The organism is Tenacibaculum caenipelagi, from assembly GCF_004363005.1.
GTDB classification, from domain to species: Bacteria; Bacteroidota; Bacteroidia; order Flavobacteriales; family Flavobacteriaceae; genus Polaribacter; species Polaribacter caenipelagi.
Genome location: NZ_SNYH01000002.1, coordinates 338,638 through 355,100, shown reverse-complemented (window position 1 = coordinate 355,100; position 16,463 = coordinate 338,638). Strand labels below are relative to the sequence as shown.

Annotated in this window: 18 protein-coding genes; 11 read left to right on the top strand and 7 right to left on the bottom strand. The window is 29.6% G+C overall.

The annotated features are described in order from the left end of the window. Window positions 1–24: 24 nt before the first annotated feature. The 3 genes from DFQ07_RS05145 to rnr form a co-directional block, all read right to left on the bottom strand. Window positions 25–225 (bottom strand): twin-arginine translocase TatA/TatE family subunit, encoded by a 201-nt coding sequence (locus tag DFQ07_RS05145; RefSeq protein ID WP_133535203.1) that lies wholly within the window; start codon window positions 223–225, stop codon window positions 25–27. Between the two features lie 33 nt (window positions 226–258). Continuing rightward, entirely contained in the window at window positions 259–936 is a 678-nt protein-coding gene (locus DFQ07_RS05140) for a head GIN domain-containing protein (protein ID WP_133535202.1), read from the bottom strand. Window positions 937–1,026: 90 nt separating this feature from the next. Further along, the gene (gene rnr, locus DFQ07_RS05135; RefSeq protein WP_133535201.1) at window positions 1,027–3,222 is read right to left on the bottom strand and encodes a ribonuclease R; all 2,196 of its coding nucleotides are present in this window, start codon (window positions 3,220–3,222) and stop codon (window positions 1,027–1,029) included. A gap of 120 nt (window positions 3,223–3,342) precedes the next feature. Here rnr and DFQ07_RS05130 point away from each other — a divergent pair, with 120 nt between their 5' ends. The 4 genes from DFQ07_RS05130 to DFQ07_RS05120 all read left to right on the top strand — a co-directional run bounded on the left by DFQ07_RS05130 (window position 3,343) and on the right by DFQ07_RS05120 (window position 6,085). Then, complete coding sequence (locus DFQ07_RS05130; protein WP_133535200.1) at window positions 3,343–4,254, top strand: diacylglycerol/lipid kinase family protein; 912 nt, start codon at window positions 3,343–3,345, stop codon at window positions 4,252–4,254. A gap of 74 nt (window positions 4,255–4,328) precedes the next feature. Then, a complete protein-coding gene (locus DFQ07_RS15495; RefSeq protein WP_166627721.1) occupies window positions 4,329–4,496 on the top strand; it encodes a hypothetical protein in 168 nt (55 codons plus the stop codon). A 717-nt stretch (window positions 4,497–5,213) separates the two neighbouring features. Further along, the gene (rpiB, locus tag DFQ07_RS05125; protein WP_133535199.1) at window positions 5,214–5,645 is read left to right on the top strand and encodes a ribose 5-phosphate isomerase B; all 432 of its coding nucleotides are present in this window, start codon (window positions 5,214–5,216) and stop codon (window positions 5,643–5,645) included. Next, entirely contained in the window at window positions 5,645–6,085 is a 441-nt protein-coding gene (locus DFQ07_RS05120) for a GNAT family N-acetyltransferase (RefSeq protein ID WP_133535198.1), read from the top strand. The genes rpiB and DFQ07_RS05120 overlap by 1 nt, the downstream gene beginning before the upstream one ends. A 29-nt stretch (window positions 6,086–6,114) precedes the next feature. Here DFQ07_RS05120 and DFQ07_RS05115 read toward each other — a convergent pair whose 3' ends face one another. Continuing rightward, window positions 6,115–7,026 carry a DUF2167 domain-containing protein gene (locus tag DFQ07_RS05115; protein ID WP_133535197.1) on the bottom strand — a complete coding sequence of 304 codons (912 nt, stop codon included), beginning with the start codon at window positions 7,024–7,026 and terminating at the stop codon, window positions 6,115–6,117. Between the two features lie 61 nt (window positions 7,027–7,087). Further along, on the bottom strand, window positions 7,088–7,663 hold the full coding sequence (locus DFQ07_RS05110; protein WP_133535196.1) for a pseudouridine synthase: 576 nt from the start codon (window positions 7,661–7,663) through the stop codon (window positions 7,088–7,090). 115 nt (window positions 7,664–7,778) lie between these two features. On the opposite strand from DFQ07_RS05110, the gene recA reads away from it, so the two are divergent. From recA to DFQ07_RS05090, 4 genes are all read left to right on the top strand, one after another. Continuing rightward, a complete protein-coding gene (gene recA / locus DFQ07_RS05105; RefSeq protein ID WP_133535195.1) occupies window positions 7,779–8,786 on the top strand; it encodes a recombinase RecA in 1,008 nt (335 codons plus the stop codon). A 131-nt stretch (window positions 8,787–8,917) separates the two neighbouring features. After that, the gene (locus DFQ07_RS05100) at window positions 8,918–9,775 is read left to right on the top strand and encodes an AraC family transcriptional regulator (protein ID WP_133535194.1); all 858 of its coding nucleotides are present in this window, start codon (window positions 8,918–8,920) and stop codon (window positions 9,773–9,775) included. Window positions 9,776–9,802: 27 nt separating this feature from the next. Continuing rightward, a complete protein-coding gene (locus DFQ07_RS05095) occupies window positions 9,803–11,479 on the top strand; it encodes an amidohydrolase (protein WP_208107672.1) in 1,677 nt (558 codons plus the stop codon). Between the two features lie 70 nt (window positions 11,480–11,549). Beyond that, the gene (locus DFQ07_RS05090) at window positions 11,550–12,101 is read left to right on the top strand and encodes a GNAT family N-acetyltransferase (RefSeq protein ID WP_243743934.1); all 552 of its coding nucleotides are present in this window, start codon (window positions 11,550–11,552) and stop codon (window positions 12,099–12,101) included. Here the strand turns inward: DFQ07_RS05090 and dut are convergent. Continuing rightward, window positions 12,098–12,529 (bottom strand): dUTP diphosphatase, encoded by a 432-nt coding sequence (dut, locus tag DFQ07_RS05085; protein ID WP_133535192.1) that lies wholly within the window; start codon window positions 12,527–12,529, stop codon window positions 12,098–12,100. The two genes, DFQ07_RS05090 and dut, sit on opposite strands and share 4 nt — an antisense overlap. A gap of 95 nt (window positions 12,530–12,624) precedes the next feature. Between dut and DFQ07_RS05080 the strand changes: the two genes are divergently transcribed. The 3 genes from DFQ07_RS05080 (at window position 12,625) to DFQ07_RS05070 (ending at window position 15,781) form a co-directional block, all read left to right on the top strand. Beyond that, entirely contained in the window at window positions 12,625–13,620 is a 996-nt protein-coding gene (locus tag DFQ07_RS05080) for an NAD(P)H-dependent glycerol-3-phosphate dehydrogenase (protein WP_133535191.1), read from the top strand. A gap of 229 nt (window positions 13,621–13,849) precedes the next feature. Continuing rightward, complete coding sequence (locus DFQ07_RS05075; RefSeq protein ID WP_133535190.1) at window positions 13,850–14,509, top strand: hypothetical protein; 660 nt, start codon at window positions 13,850–13,852, stop codon at window positions 14,507–14,509. 3 nt (window positions 14,510–14,512) lie between these two features. Continuing rightward, window positions 14,513–15,781, top strand: coding sequence for an MFS transporter (locus tag DFQ07_RS05070; RefSeq protein ID WP_133535189.1), 1,269 nt, complete (start codon window positions 14,513–14,515; stop codon window positions 15,779–15,781). Window positions 15,782–15,874: 93 nt separating this feature from the next. Here DFQ07_RS05070 and DFQ07_RS05065 read toward each other — a convergent pair whose 3' ends face one another. After that, window positions 15,875–16,372: a hypothetical protein gene (locus DFQ07_RS05065; protein ID WP_133535188.1), complete on the bottom strand. Its 498-nt coding sequence runs from the start codon at window positions 16,370–16,372 to the stop codon at window positions 15,875–15,877. Window positions 16,373–16,463 lie beyond the last annotated feature (91 nt).

Sequence of the window (16,463 nt, the reverse complement as noted above, 5' to 3'; positions counted from 1 at the left end):
TTATTTTTATAATAAATAATTATCTTATTTTTTCTCTTCTACTTTATTTTTTTCACTATCATCTTCATCAGTTTTAGTAGCATCTTTAAATTCTTTGATACCTGTACCTAAACCTTTCATTAGCTCTGGAATTTTTTTACCTCCAAACATTAATAATACTAATGCAACTACTATGGCAATTTGCCAAGGTCCAATCATTCCTAAAAATATAGTAAGTGAATTCATTTTATTAAATTTTTGCTCTACAAAGATACAAAATTAACTTCGGTGTTCAATTACTCCACCAATTACTTTTTTATCTTTAAAAACTTCTGGTTTTCCTTTGTAAAAAATAGAACCACCAAACGATACTTTAGCATCTAAAGCTTCACCTACTTGAACTTCAATTTTAGACCCAGATCCAGCTTTTGCAATTGTCATATCACTTACTTTTAACTTATATCCGTGATACATTCCTCCTAAATCAGCATCAATCGTTTGGTTTTTACTTGTACCAGAAAGCCTAATAACAGCTCCTGAAGAGCTTTTTACTCTTAAATGCTTAACATCTATAACAAGATTAATATAAGCTCCTTCTTGTGCTTTAATTTCAATATTCTGCTGATTGATATCTTTTCCTGTGATTGCTGACCCTTCATTAGCATCTATAACAACCAAATCATTTGTATAGTATAATTTTACCTTAGCCTTACCATCAGCACTAGTCTCAGGAAATTTTAAAGATATTTTTAGAGTATTATTAACTAGTTTTATTTTTACTTTATCTGCCTTTTCTCCAGTAATAATAAGTTCAGGAGTATCTGACTTTAGTAATTCAACATCAATACCGTTGTACACCTTTAATTCAGAAAATTTGTCAATTTTCTTCGTTATAGTCGTTTGTCCTGATGCTATAACGGTCATCAAAAACAAACTTAAAATAGCTAACTTCTTCATAATAAACTCCATTGGTTGATTGAGTATAACCAATAATTATACCAATACTATAAAGACAAATATTAAAATTTATTGTTGAAAAAATAACATTTAATGTGAAATTAAATGAAAATCAAGATGTTTTCGTTCTAAATCGGTGTTCTTAACCTTTACTACAACTTCATCTCCTAATTGTACCATGTTTTTTGTAGATTGACCTACTATGGCGTATTGTTTTTCATCGAAAATATAGTAATCATCTTTAATATCTTTAATACGCACCATACCTTCACATTTATTAGATTTAATCTCTACATAAATTCCCCACTCGGTAACACCTGATACAACACCTTCAAATTCTTCATCTTTATGATCTTGCATGTATTTAACTTGCATGTATTTAATAGAATCTCTTTCGGCTTTAGAAGCTAATTCTTCCATTTTTGAAGAATGTTTGCACTTTTCTTCATACACTTCTGCTTTTGGTGAATTTCCTCCGTCTAAATAGTGTTGTAACAAACGATGTGTCATTACATCAGGGTAACGTCGAATTGGAGACGTAAAGTGACTGTAATAATCAAATGCTAATCCGTAGTGACCAATATTTTGAGTGGTATATTCAGCTTTACTCATTGAGCGAATAGCCAAGGTTTCTACCATATTCGCTTCACCTTTACCATGAACGTCTGACAATAGTTTGTTTAAACTATCTGATGTTTTTTGACGAGTTTCAGTATTAATTTTATAGCCAAACTTACTAACAATGTTTTGTAAAGATGCTAATTTTTCAACATCTGGTTCGTCATGTACACGATATACAAAGGTTTTATTACTAGGTCTTCCACCAGATAATCCAACAAATTCAGCTACTTTTTTATTCGCCAATAGCATAAATTCTTCAATCAATTTATTGGCATCTTTTGCTTCTTTAAAAAATACTCCAGTAGGATTTGCATTTTCATCTAAATGAAACTTCACTTCAATTTTATCAAAAGAAATAGCTCCTGATTTCATACGTTTTTTACGCATTTTCTTAGCTAATTCATCCAATTTTAGTGTAGCATTAACAATATTTTCATCCACTTCGTAAGTTTCACCTGTTAATGAAACATCTGCTGGAATAATATTTTTTTTAGTTTCAATAATTACCTGTGCTTCTTCATAAGCAAAACGCTTATCAGAATAAGTTACCGTTCTACCAAACCATTGGTTAATAACTTGTGCTTTATCATTCATTTCAAACACAGCTGAAAATGTTAGTTTTTCTTCATTTGGTCGTAAAGAACAAACGCCATTACTTAACATTTCTGGTAACATAGGTACTACTCTGTCTACTAAATAGACTGAAGTTGCTCTATTATACGCTTCTTCATCTAAAATGGTTTTGGGCTGTAGATAATGTGAAACATCAGCAATATGAATTCCTATTTCATAGTTTCCATTTTCTAATTCGGTAAACGATAAGGCATCATCAAAATCTTTAGCATCTTTAGGATCAATAGTAAAAGTTAAATCACCACGCATATCTCTACGTTTTGCAATTTCTTCTTTCGTAATTTCAATTGGTAATTCAGAAGCTTCATTTTCTACCTCAGTAGGAAATTCATATGGTAAACCATATTCTAACAAAATAGAATGGATTTCGGTATCGTGATCTCCTGGTTTACCTAAAACCTGTGTGATTTTACCAAACGGATTTTTAGAGTTTTCTGGCCAATCGGTAATTTTAGCTACCACTTTATCACCATCTTGTGCTCCATTTAATTTACTTTGAGATATAAAAATATCTGCATACATCTTGTTACTATCAGGAATCACAAAACCGAAGTTTTTATTCATTTGTAATACTCCGACAAATTCTGTTTTTGCTCTATCAATAATTTCAACTACATCAGCCTCTTGTTTATTGCTTCGACGTTTGTTGTATATGTATGCTTTAACTGTATCGTTATGTAATCCTTTCCCTAAGTTTACTGAAGGTACAAAAATATCATGCTCAAAATCATCACAAATGAAATAAGCATTTCCGTTAGTTGTAACATCTAAAGTACCTATATGATATTTACGATCTTCATTAATTTGAAACTTACCTCTATCTACTTCTTTTATTTTTTTATTAGCTGTTAATTCAGCTAACTTTTGAATAATTTGGGTCTTTCCATCGGTATCAGAAACTCCCAATTTAGCAGCAATTTGCTTATAGTTATAGTTCTTTTTACTGTCTTCGTTAAGTATTTTGAAAATGTTACGAGTAAGGTTTTTAATAACGTTACCCTTTTTTTTGTAGATTTTTTTCTTTCTAGTCATTAATCTTTCGTCTTATTTAATTATTCAACCAAAGTACGAATAAAATCAATGCTACTTATTTTAAATAAATGTTATAAATTCATTTTTGTAATTTTCTGCACTTGATTTAAAAGTATTAATATGGATAATACATGGTTTATAATAGTAAATCCTGTGGCAGGTAGTTGTAATTTTAATAAGTTTTGGATTGAAATTCAACAAGAATTAAAATTTAATAATATTCATTATGAATATGCTAAAACAACCTATGCTAAACATGAAATACTTTTATTACAAAAAGCTATTAATCAAGGTTTTAAAAAAATAATTTCTGTTGGTGGTGATGGTACTTTACATCATATAATTAACGGAATTATGACTCAAAGTGAAGTTGATACTAGAAAAATTATTGTTGCTGTAATACCGTTAGGTACTGGAAATGACTGGATTAAAACCTATAATATTTCTAAAAAAATAAAAAAAGCAGTTAGTATTATAAAACATCAAAAAACAATATATCAAGACATTGGTTATTTAGAATTGTCAAATACTTCTTCTTACTTTAATAATCTAGCTGGAATTGGTTATGATGGATATGTTGTTAATAAGTTGAACAAATTAAAAAGATTTGGTTCTATTGCTTATTTACTTAGCGGAATAGCTGGTTTATTTTTTTATAAAAAAACTACATTTAAAATAGAAATAGGAAGTAGAATTATTGAAACTAAATGTTTAATGGCATTATTCGGAATCTGTAAATATTCAGGAGGAGGAATGCAATTAACTGATTATAAAGATTCTAGTAATGGCTTATTTGACATAACAATTGCTAAAAATTTTTCTTTTTTGGATTTAATCTTCAATATAAAGAAGCTGTATAATGGTAAAATTCTCCAACATAAAAAGGTAGAAACACACCTATCAAAAGAGTTGTTAATAACTCCGAAAAACATTAGTAAACTACCTTATATTCAAGCAGATGGAGAGTTAATAGGCAAAGGATCTGTTAAAGTAAGTTTAATTAACAAAGCCATTCAATTCGTAATACCTTAAAAGTTAAAAAAAACTTAAAATAATTGTAACATTTCTTAATTTAATACGTCTTTATAGTAATAAAGTCATTATAAATGAAAAGCTTACGTAAAATAATAGCACTTTTTATTTTCATATTTATTACAGGAATTATTGTTACTGTAATAAGTATAAACACGACTTTAAACGATAAAACTTCTACAGAGGTAGTTAAAGCAAAAGATTCTGTTTACCTTATAAAAGCAGCTAAAAAAGCCATTTAAGCCTTTACTTTACACTTATTAGTACTTATTAACAAACCTAGTATTTATAGCTATTTTTTCGGAGTTTGTCTACCGGAAATTCATAAGGAATCTCACTTTTATAAACTTCGTTCTTACAATTCTATTGAATTACTAATTGAGAGAATAACTAAAATTAGACTCAACAACTAAAAATTTAATTTTTAAAAAACTGTTATCAACATATTATATTATTAATATAAAAGATTTTTAAAATTTAAAAAAAGAAATGATTGTTATTATAGTATGTTAATATGTAGAATAAAAAATGGATTTATTTTTAGGATAAGTGACTTATAAAAAAAAATAAACAAGTTATTAGTTAAATAAAATCTTAAAAATCAATTGTGAAGTAGAGTTATTAACAAAAGTTATAAACAGCAATTCACTACTTTTTATGAATAGTTAATTTTATTTTGAATGTAAAAAAAGGGTTAATTTTATGTTGATAAATGTTCATTAAAATCTTAAAAAAAAAGTTGCATAATTAAAACTGATTCTTGTATTGTAAATTTTTTATAAAAAATCAAATTTTCTTTTCAGAATATACTATTAGTTCTTAACAATTTGATAACATCGTTTAACCCCTTAATTTTTAAGAGGTTATTAAGAATACTAAAAAAAGCATTGTTAATTACTGTTGATAACCGTGAATAACTGTATTTTTGTAACTCACAACTGAATTAAAATCAACAAATTATGACAATCGCTGTAGGAAATGATCATGCAGGAACAGAATATAAGTTTGAAATTGTTAAACTTTTAGAAGAATTAGGACATAAGGTAATTAACTTTGGTACGAATGATACTGATAGTATGGATTATCCTGATACAATTCACCCAACTGCAGAAGCAGTAGAGACTGGTCAAGCAGAAATGGGAATTATTTTATGTGGAAGTGGTAACGGAGCACAAATGACTGCTAATAAGCATCAAGGAATTCGTGCTGCTTTATGTTGGAATAATGAATTGGTTGAGTTAACACGTCAACATAACGATGCGAATATTTTAACAATTCCGGCTCGTTTTGTGTCATTACAAGAGGCTTTAGGTTTTGTAAAAATCTTTTTATCAACCGAATTTGAAGGAGGACGTCATGCTAATAGAGTTAACAAAATAGCTTGTGATTAATGAATTTTACAATAAAAAAATTTCAAGAATTAACAACTTCAGAATTGTATGAGCTTTTGCAATTACGTTCTGAAGTTTTTGTTATTGAGCAAGATTGCGTATATCAAGATCTTGACGGTAAAGATGTAAAAGCATTACATGTTTTAGGTGAAAAGGAAGGAAAAATAGTTGCGTACACTCGTTTGTTTAATAGTGGTGAATATTTTGATACCCCTAGTATTGGTAGAGTAGTAGTAAAGGAAAGTGAACGTAAATATGGTTACGGACACGATTTGATAAAAGCATCTATCAAAGCTATTGTTGATAGCTACAGTGAAACTACCATAACCATTTCTGCACAAACCTATTTGCAAAAATTCTACGAATCTCATGGATTTAAACAAGTAGGGGAAGAGTATTTAGAAGATGGTATTCCGCATATAAGAATGATAAAAAAATAAGGCTTAGAATTTTCTAAGCCTTATTTTTACTAAGATATTTGTTTTTTGTCTTCTTCTTTATTTTTAAAGATAAACCTTTTTACAGCAGCATATCCACCTGCTAATGAGATAAGAATCACTTTCCAAAATTTTAAAAGAACAGCAAAAAAACCAACTTTACTTAAAATTTTTCCAGCAATTAAACCAGCAATTCCGTAAGCAGCAACATTATCTATTTCAGGATTAAAATCAGAATACTTGTTACCTTCAGTAAAGGAAACGCTTTTTAAAATTTGATTTACATCTTTTTTAAATTCAGGGAGTATATTAATTGTTCCTATGGCATTTAGAGTTAAATATCCATTTCTACCTAAGACTCTTATATTGTAATTTAATGTATTAGTATCTTCTCCTTCAAATTTAAATTCTTTTGCCCAGTGTAATTTTTTGTTTTCTTGATCGTAAAAAGGAGGAGATGCCCAACCTATCAATTCCATTGTTGGATAACCTAATTTTTTTCTTTCAGGATTTGAAGCATTGGTATCTTCTTGCATTTGATTTAATAAGTCATCATAATTTAAATCTTTAGCATCTTCATCATTTATGTATCCATCATTAGAATAAGTAATTTCAACGGCATAGGTGAAATTTTCGCTTAAAGGATCAATATTTTTAGGAAATAAAAGCCCTAAAACTTCAGATGGAGGATTTCCCCATAGGTCAGTAAGGACATAAGAACTTTGTTTAGCGTCTAAAAATTTATATCCTTCAGGAACAGTAATTTTAGCAATACCTTTTTCTAATGAAATAATACCTTCTTGGTAAGAAAAAGAATTGTTTATACTGTCAATTTTTTTAATGTAATCTTCTTCGGAAATTTGTAAGATGTCTGATTCTACTTCTTGAGAAAAAGAAAAATAATGAGTTAATAAAGTAATAGAAAAAATAAGTAGCTTTTTCATAGTTAATTGAATTTAATAAATTATAGCGGCGCAATAATACAAAATTCAATTTTATAATAAACTAAATCAATTCTTCAACTTCCCTAACTTCACCAACTTGCATATTACCTAATAAAATATCACCTACCCGAACGCGCACTAAACGTAGTGTAGGAAACCCTACGGCAGAAGTCATTTTACGAACTTGTCTAAATTTTCCTTCAGTTAAGGTAACTGATATCCAAGGAGTAGGACCATGACGAGCATCGCGAATTTTTTTAGAACGTTCAGGTAAATCAGGAGTATCAATTAATTTAACTTTACAAGGTTTTGTTATATATTTTTTTCCATCAAAACCAATTTCAACACCATTTTGTAATTGTTCAATAGCTTCTGAAGTAATAGCGCCATCTAGTTGTACATAATATTCCTTTTCAACTTTACCTCTGGTAGTAATATGATCGCTTACTTTTCCGTCGGTAGTAAGTAATAACAAACCTTCCGATTTTACGTCCAATCTACCAACAGCCATTGTTTTTTCAGGAAAATCATACAATTCTCCCAACAATTTGTGTTTACCTCCTTTTATTTGATTGGTTATAAATTGGGAAAGAAAACCGTAAGGTTTGTAAATAATAAAGTGATGATGCTCTGACATCTGTTATTTTTAAGGAGTACAATATTACAAATATGTAACATAAAAAAGATGAGAAATTAAAGTTAGTTTTTCATAACTTAGCCATTCTTATATATTAAAATAATTAGCACGATTTATGGCAGCAGATAAAGAAAAGGAAGCGAAACTAAAAGCGCTTCAACTTACACTAGATAAGTTAGATAAAACTTACGGTAAAGGAACCGTAATGAAGTTAGGAGATAGCCAAGTAGAAGATGTAGATGCAATATCGTCAGGTTCTTTAGGATTAGATTTAGCCTTAGGAGTAGGAGGGTATCCTCGTGGAAGAATTATAGAAATTTACGGACCAGAATCATCAGGTAAAACAACTTTAACAATACATGCGATTGCAGAAGCTCAAAAAGCTGGAGGTATTGCTGCTTTTATTGATGCTGAACATGCCTTTGATCGTTTTTATGCTGAAAGTTTAGGCGTTGATGTTGATAATTTAATTATTTCTCAACCAGATCATGGTGAACAAGCATTAGAAATTGCTGATAACTTAATTCGTTCGGGAGCTATTGATATTGTGGTGATTGATTCGGTTGCTGCCTTAACACCAAAATCTGAGATTGAAGGTGAGATGGGAGATTCTAAAATGGGATTACATGCACGTTTAATGTCGCAAGCTTTGCGTAAATTAACAGGTACCATTAGTAAAACAAACTGTACTGTATTTTTTATTAACCAGTTACGTGAAAAGATAGGAGTTATGTTTGGTAACCCTGAAACAACTACGGGTGGTAATGCTTTAAAATTCTATGCATCGGTTCGTTTAGATATTCGTCGTAGAACACAAATTAAAGATGGTGATAAGGTAATTGGTAACAGTACCAAAGTAAAGATTGTAAAAAATAAAGTAGCTCCACCATTTCAACAAGCAGAATTTGACATTATGTATGGTGAAGGAATTTCTAAAGTTGGTGAAGTTTTAGATATTGGTGTAGAGTACGGAATTATAAAGAAAAGTGGTTCGTGGTTTAGCTATGGAGACACTAAATTAGGTCAGGGTAGAGATGCTGTTAAAGGCATTATTAAAGACAATCCTGAATTAATGGAAGAACTTGAAAATAAAATTAAAGAAGCTATTGAAAATCAAGAATAAGTAATTTAAATTTAAAGTTCAAACTATTACTATTTTTTAAAGCTGTTGAGAAATCAACAGCTTTTTTTGTACATTCTATATTGTCAATTTATGACAAAAATTAAATAAATACTCTCTTTTACATTTGTAATATGAAAGCAAAAGAATTCTATATAAATAGGTTACAACAAGTAGTTTCCTATTTAAGAAATAGATACAATGAAAAGATTTTAATAGAAGATTTAGAAGAGCTGTCTAATTTTTCTTACAGAAATTTACAACGCATATTCAAAGCAGAATATAAAGAAACTATAGGAACTTATGTTATAAGACTAAAGGTAGAAAATAGTGCTAAAATGTTAGTTTTTACATCTGATAAAATTAAAGATATTGCTGAAAAAGTAGGGTATGCAGATGTACAATCTTACAGTAAATCTTTTAAAAAGCATTACGGAATATCTCCAGCTATTTACAGAAATAAAAAAGAAGAACTTTTTAAAAAAGAAACGAAAGAAAATACAAATACATTCTTTTTTGAGGATAAAATAGTAGTTCTAAAATCTAAAAAAGTACTTTATAAAACTGTAAAAGCAAATTATTATAAAAGTGAAATAGAAGAAGTTTGGGATAAATTATTAAAAGAAGCTGAAGATTTACATATAAACTTTAACAAAACAGAATCATTTGGAATTATTTGGGATGAGCCAATTATTTCAGAAAATATTACATTTAATTATGATGCTTGTTTAGTTATTGATGACACGGTAGAAATACCAGATAAAAAATTTAAAGTAAAAACAATTCCAGAACAAAAGTATGCAGTTTTTATCCATACTGGCAGTTATCAATCAATTAGTAAAACGTACGATAAAATTTTCAAAGACTGGTTGTTTACAACACATAATGAAGTTTCTGAACATCCTTTTTTAGAATTTTATACAAAGCACGAAGCTCATACTGATAATGAAAATGAATACGAAACTGAAATTTATGTGCCTTTAAAAGGTTAATTTCACAAGACAAAAAATATGAAGAAAATGAAATTAATAACTATTTTATTTAGTGTAATTTTCACTACAAATTCTTGCTCAACTGACCCTAAAATACCTATAGAAACTAATTCTGAAAAACTATATTATAATGCTAAAATTTTTACTGTTGATGATACCAATCCATGGGCAGAAGCAATTTTAATAAAAGGGAATAAAATACTCTTTGTAGGCTCTAATACTGAAGCTGAAAAAAAAGCAGATAAAAATGCTATAAAAATAGATTTGAAAGGTAAATTAATACTACCTGGTTTTCATGATGTACATATGCATCCTATGGAAGTTGGATCGACCACAACAGCTTTTGTTTTAAATGAAGAAGAAACCAATGCTGAGAATTATATTTCGGTTATAAAAAAAGCATCAAAAGATAATCCTAATGTAGAATGGTTAATTGGTTTTGGACACTCTATAAATACACTTTTTGAAGCTAAAAGAAATCCATTACAAATAATAGATGAAGCTGTTTCTGATAGACCCGTAATTATTATGGAACAGACCTCTCATTCAATGTGGATAAATTCTAAAGGCTTGGAATTAGCAGGGATAACCGAAGCTACCCCAAATCCACAAGGAGGTATTATCATGAAAGAAAAGGGAGAACTGTTAGGTATTTTAATAGATAATGCAGGAGATGTAGTATTCCAACAAGCAGTAACTTCATTAAATGATGCAGATGGAGAGTATGAGGGAATGGTTAGTTATGTACTACCTGAATTAGCAAAACACGGTATAACTTCAGTATCTGATGCTAGAACTTATTGGAAAAGAGATCAACATAAAACATGGAAAAATTTAGCCGATGATAATAAGTTAACAGCACGCTTTAATTTAGGTTTATGGGCATACCCAACAGAAGATGATGCAACGCAAATTTCAAGTCTAAAAAAATTGTTTTCTAATGATGAAAATAGCCTGTTAAAAATTAATCAGATAAAATTATATTCAGACGGAATTACGCACAATACAACAGCAGCATTACATCAAAATTATAAAGAAAATATCTTTGGATTACCAACGAATAATGGATTAAACTATTTTACCCAAGAAAGAATATCAAAATACATTAAAGAACTTGAAAATGTAGGGTTTGATTTTCATATTCACGCTATTGGAAATAGAGGTGTAACAGAAGCTTTAAATGCTATTGAACAAAGTGGAACAATAAAAGGAAGACATCGATTAACCCATGTAGAAATAATAGATGCTACTGATATAAATCGTTTTGCACGATTAAATGTAACTGCCGATGCTCAAGTGGCAGGAGATTTTACCCAACCTGTGTATTGGCATGATAATGATTATTTATTAGGTGCAGAATTAGCAGATAACCAAATTCCTATTAAATCATTAAAAGAAGCTGGAGCAAGAATAACATTGAGTAGCGATTGGAATGTTAGCTCTTTAAATCCGTTTGTTGGGATACAAAATGCAGTAACTCGCTCGCCACAAAATATTTCTTTAGTAGAAGCAATAAAAGCATATACAATTAATGGTGCTTATGTAATGCGACAAGAAGATAAAGTAGGCTCTTTAAAAACGGGTAAATTAGCTGATTTTATAGTGTTAGATACAGATATTTTTACCGCTTCAATAAACGAAATTAACCAAACAAAAGTAGTTTTAACGGTTTTTGATGGAGAAGAAATTTATAAAAGGAGGTAAATATTTGTTTTAATTTTTAAAAAATATTACTAATTATGTGTTTGAATTAGAAAAACATTATAGTTTAATTTTGAGTAAAAAAGTAATTACTGTAACTGAAAGTATACAACTAGAAGAGATACAATTAGAAGATTTCAAAACTCTTTCGACCTTAATGAATGAAGTTTATAAAGCTGCATACAAACATTTTTGGAAAGATGAAGGTAGCTGGTATGTACAAACTCAATTTTCAAAAAATAATTTAGAAAAAGAATTATTAGAAGATAATACCAACTACTACTTTATTCTTTATAACGGAGAAAAAGTGGGGATTTTTAGAATTTTATGGGGTAAAAAGTTAGGAGGATTTGACAACCAAAAAATGGTAAAGCTTCATCGAATTTATTTACACGAAAAGACTCAAGGAAAAGGAGTAGGTAAACAATTGTTAACTTGGTTAGAAGAAGAAGCAATAAAAAAACAATATGAATTGATATGGTTAGATACTATGGATGAAAAACCTCAAGCTTTTGAGTTTTACAAAAAAGTAGGGTACCAATACCATTCACATTGTTTTTTAGATTTTGAATTAATATTTGACAAAATGAGAAAAATGAGTCAAGTATATAAAAAACTTAGTTAAACTCCTGTACTTCCAAATCCACCCGCACCACGTTCAGTTTCATTTAATAATTCAACTTCCTGCCATTGTACACGTTCGTGTTTAGCAATTACTAATTGAGCAATACGTTCACCATCATTTACAATAAAGTCTTCGTTAGATAGGTTTACTAAAATTACGCCGATTTCCCCACGATAGTCAGCATCAACAGTACCAGGAGAATTTAACACAGTAATTCCTTTTTTGGCAGCAAGTCCACTACGTGGACGTACTTGCGCTTCGTATCCAACAGGAAGAGCAATAAACAATCCTGTTTTTATAATAGCTCTTTCCAAAGGTTTTAGAATTACAGGTTCATTTAAATTGGCACGTAAATCCATTCCTGCAGAACCTTCGGTTTCATAAGTAGGAGTTTGGTGTTTAGATTTGTTTATGATTTGTACGTTCATATGTTTCAAATTTTTCAACTTCCAAATATAATAAGCTTAAGGTTTAAAAGAAGAATATAGATTTCTTAATTTTGTACTACAAACAAATATTACTTATGAGCAATCAAACTAAAATAGCTGTGTTAGGAGGAGGAAGTTGGGCGACTGCTATTGTTAAAATGTTATCAGAAAATTTAGAAACTATAGGATGGTATATGCGCAGTGTATATGCTATTGAACATATAAAACGTAACAAACACAATCCAAGTTATTTAAGTTCAGCAGAGCTGCATCCAGAACAACTCGATTTGTCTAACGATATGAATTATATTGTTGAAAATTATGATGTGTTAATTTTTGCAATTCCATCAGCTTTTTTAAACAATGAGTTAGAAAAACTAACAGCATCTTTAACAAACAAAGTTATTTTTTCTGCGATAAAAGGAATTGTTCCTGAATCAGGACTGATTGTTGGCGAGCATTTTCACGATACATTTAATGTTCCTTACGATAATATTGGGGTAATTACAGGTCCTTGTCATGCAGAAGAAGTAGCAATGGAGCGTTTATCTTATTTAACATTAGCTTGTCAAGATCAAGAAAGAGCAAAAGAGTTAAGTAAATTTATTACTGGACGCTATATTAAAACAAAAATTTCTGATGATATTATTGGTACCGAATATGCTGCCATGCTAAAAAACATTTATGCTATCGCTGCAGGAATAGCACATGGTTTAGGCTATGGAGACAATTTTCAAGCGGTGTTAATGAGTAATGGTATTCGTGAAATGAAACGTTTTATTAAAAAGATTCATAAAATGAAACGTAATATTAATAACTCAGCATATTTAGGTGATTTATTAGTTACTGGATATTCTACATTTAGTAGAAACAGAATGTTTGGAAATATGATAGGTAAGGGGTATACTGTAAAATCTGCTATGTTAGAAATGAGCATGGTTGCAGAAGGATATTATGCTACTAAAAGTGCCTACGAAATCAATCAAAAAAATGGTGCAAAAACTCCAATAATTAACGCTGTGTATAATGTATTATACGACAAAAAAGAAGCGAAAGATGAGTTTTTAAAGTTAACAAATAGATTAGATTAGTTGCTTGCATTTGTACAAATAATCCTTCTTAAAATGAATTAAGAAGCCCCATCAATCGCTTCTATAATTGAGTTGTGTATAGGTTTTGTAACGAATTACAGATGCAGCAAATTTAATTTAAAAATCTGATTAGCAAAGATTTTAGTAAAAAATCTTACTATATAAAAATAACGTATAATTTTACTATTAATTGTATTTTTGTTACTTTTAGTTTAAAATTAAACAAAATATGAAAACAATTCAAGAAGCTGTTGAAATTACCATCAGAAAAACTCCTTTTATAGAGGAGGCTTTGAATGAAAAGTTAATCAACGTATCCTCATTAGCAAGAGAAATTTTACCTGAAGTTTCTAAACTTTTGAAAAAAGAAGTAAAAGTAGGAGCCGTTATGATGGCAATTAATAGATTATCACCAGCAAATGAATTGAGAGTTCGTAAAAATATTAAACGACTCGCACTGAATTTGGGAGATGTAATTGTTCGATCAGATTTGTGCGATTTTACTTTTAAAAATACTACCTCATTACTCAAAGAAATTGCTAAAATTTTAAGTAAATCGGCCGATAGTAATGACTACTTTTTAACCGTTTCACAAGGAATTTTTGAAACGAATATCGTTACCAGTAAAAACTTACAACCTTTCGTAGAAGAAATTTTTAAGAAAGAAACTTTAATTAACAATGTAAACGATTTAGCATCAATTACAATTAAGCTTCCGAAAGAAAACTTAGATCAATCAGGGGTTTATTACTTTATATTAAAGCAATTTGCTTGGGCAAATATTGCTGTACAAGAAGTTATTTCTACTACTCATGAAATGACTATTGTAGTTAAAGAAAGAGATGTAAATGAAACCTTTGCTATTTTAATGGACTTGAAATTGAATTAATACATGGAGAAAAAAGATCCGTACGCTTCACTTAGGATTAAAGAGTTTAATATTTTCCTTTTAGTACGTTTTGCATTGGTATTTGCCTGGTCAATGCAGTTTATCATTATAGAATGGCAAGTATATAGTCTCACTAAAAACCCACTTTCACTGGGAATTATAGGACTGATGGAAGTTATTCCAGCAGTATCTATGGCATTGTTTGCAGGTCATATTGTTGATCAAAAAGAAAAACGAAATTTACTTGCGTTGTGTATAGGATTATTTTCACTCATTAGTTTTGGTTTATTCTTTTTAACGCTACCGAGTTTTGTTGAAGGATGGGATAAAATTAAAGTGCTGTATGCTATTTATGCCTTGGTGTTTTTTGGTGGATTTTTACGTTCGTTTTTCGGACCTACTATTTTTTCATTAATAGCATTAATTGTACCTAAAAAATTATACCCAAATGCCGCTACATGGAGTAGTTCTACATGGCAAATAGCCTCAGTATTAGGGCCAGCTTTTGCTGGATTAACTATTTCTTGGATTGGTGTACACTGGTCTTTATGTATTGTTTTTGGGCTAGTTTCAGTGTCATTTTTTACGGTATTTTTAATCAAAAAGAAACCAATTTTAAACCCTAAAATAGGTGAACCTGTAATGAAGAGTTTAAAGGAAGGAGTTCGTTTTGTGTATAAAACCAAAGCTATTTTAGGAGCCATTACTTTAGATATGATTTCGGTATTATTTGGAGGTGCTGTCGCACTGCTACCAGTTTATGCACAAGATATTTTAAAAGTAGGCCCTGAAGGTTTTGGTGCTTTACGCGCTGCACCTGCTATAGGAGCTTTTTTAACGATGTTAGTAACGGCTTATATACCCATCAGTAAGAATGCAGGAATAAAGCTTTTAGGAGCCATTTTTGGCTTTGGTGTATGTATTATCATTTTCGGATTATCTTCTGTATTTTGGATTTCGATTGTTGCCTTATTTTTTAGTGGTGTTACCGATGGTGTTTCGATGGTTATTCGTCAAACTATCTTACAATTGAAAACACCCGACCATATGCGAGGTAGAGTAGCTTCAGTAAATTCAATGTTTGTAGGTTCTTCAAACGAGTTAGGAGCTTTTGAAAGTGGAGTAACAGCAAAGTTAATGGGAACGGTAACTGCAGTAGTATTTGGAGGAACCATGACTTTAATTACTGTAATTACTACTGGAATTATCAATCCAACCTTAAGAAAATTAGATTTGACGAAAGACCTAGAAGAATACGAAAAAGCAGCATAGTTTTTAAATATACATAATACTAAAAAAGCCCAGAGACTCAGTCTCTGGGCTTTTTTTTGTTTTATCATTTATTTGATGATAATCAAAAATAGATTACGACATATCAAAATAATTGATTTTGGTAATAATGTTTGTCGCTTGATCAAATTCTATATTGATAAAAACATCACAACTTTCACATTCAGCAAATAAAATGCTTTTATCGCCATTTCTACCCGTACTGAAATTAACAGTGCCTAATTTACTTATAGGATCTCCTACAGTAATTGTAATACCTTTAATGGTAAAGTTAACTTCGTTAGTAAGTACTACGAAAGATTCTACATAAGGCTTACTTTTTCCAGCGGTAGAAAAATCGAGTTTTAATCCGTTGAATTTATAATAATAATAAAAACCATTATCTTCAAAAGAAGTAGAGGCTCCTAACAAAGATTCTACTTTAGGTTGTTTACCTAAGGTTTTTTTAATGTCACTTAACGTAACATTATTAATTTTACTGTTATCAATTTCTGAGTTTGATAAGGTATTAACCGTTTGACTTTTTACTATAAAACTGGTTAATAAAAATACTAATACTACTACTTGCTTCATTCCACTTTAAAAATTAATTATACTAACCTTTTTGCAGCTAATTTTTAAGAGTGCCAAATATATAATACTAGAATAATTTTATAGCTAATAT